The sequence below is a fragment of the Roseateles sp. P5_E1 genome (assembly GCF_054049335.1).
In genome coordinates this window covers 1-510 of the sequence record NZ_JBFUMN010000513.1, presented here as the reverse complement: position 1 = coordinate 510, position 510 = coordinate 1, and the positions used below count along the sequence as shown (strand labels likewise).

General features: G+C 65.9%; 1 protein-coding gene. It reads left to right on the top strand.

Features of this window, described 5'->3' with window-relative positions; genetic code table 11:
* Positions 1-12: 12 nt before the first annotated feature.
* A partial coding sequence (locus ACXJKJ_RS32380; RefSeq protein ID WP_457395868.1) for an MFS transporter occupies positions 13-510 on the top strand: 498 nt, incomplete at its 3' end.

Here is a 510-nt window from a genome sequence, read left to right as displayed (position 1 = left end):
GTGAAGTACTCGGTGCTGCCCTCGATCCTCAAGCCTGAGGAACTCACCGGCGGTAACGGCCTGGTCGAGATGGGCACCTCGCTGTCGATCCTGACCGGCATGATCGCCGGCGGCCTGATCTTCCAGCTGGCCGGCAGTCACGGCCCGATCGTGGCCGCCACGGCGGTAATTGCCCTGGCCGTGGCTGGCAACCTCACCGCGCGGATGATCCCCAAGGTCGATGCCGGCGCCCCGGACCTGAAGATCAATTGGAACCCGCTGCCCGAATCACTGGCCGTGCTGCGCATGGCCAAGAAGCAGAAGGCGGTCAGCAACGCGATCCTCGGCGTGTCCTGGTTCTGGTTCGTCGGCACCCTGTTGACCTCGCAGCTGCCCACCTACGCCGAGGTCAATCTGGGCGGCGGCTCCACGCTGTATATCGTTGCCCTGGCCCTGTTCTCGGTCGGCACCGGCACCGGCTCGCTGCTGTGCGAAAAGCTCTCCGGGCGTACCGTCGAAATCGGGCTGGTG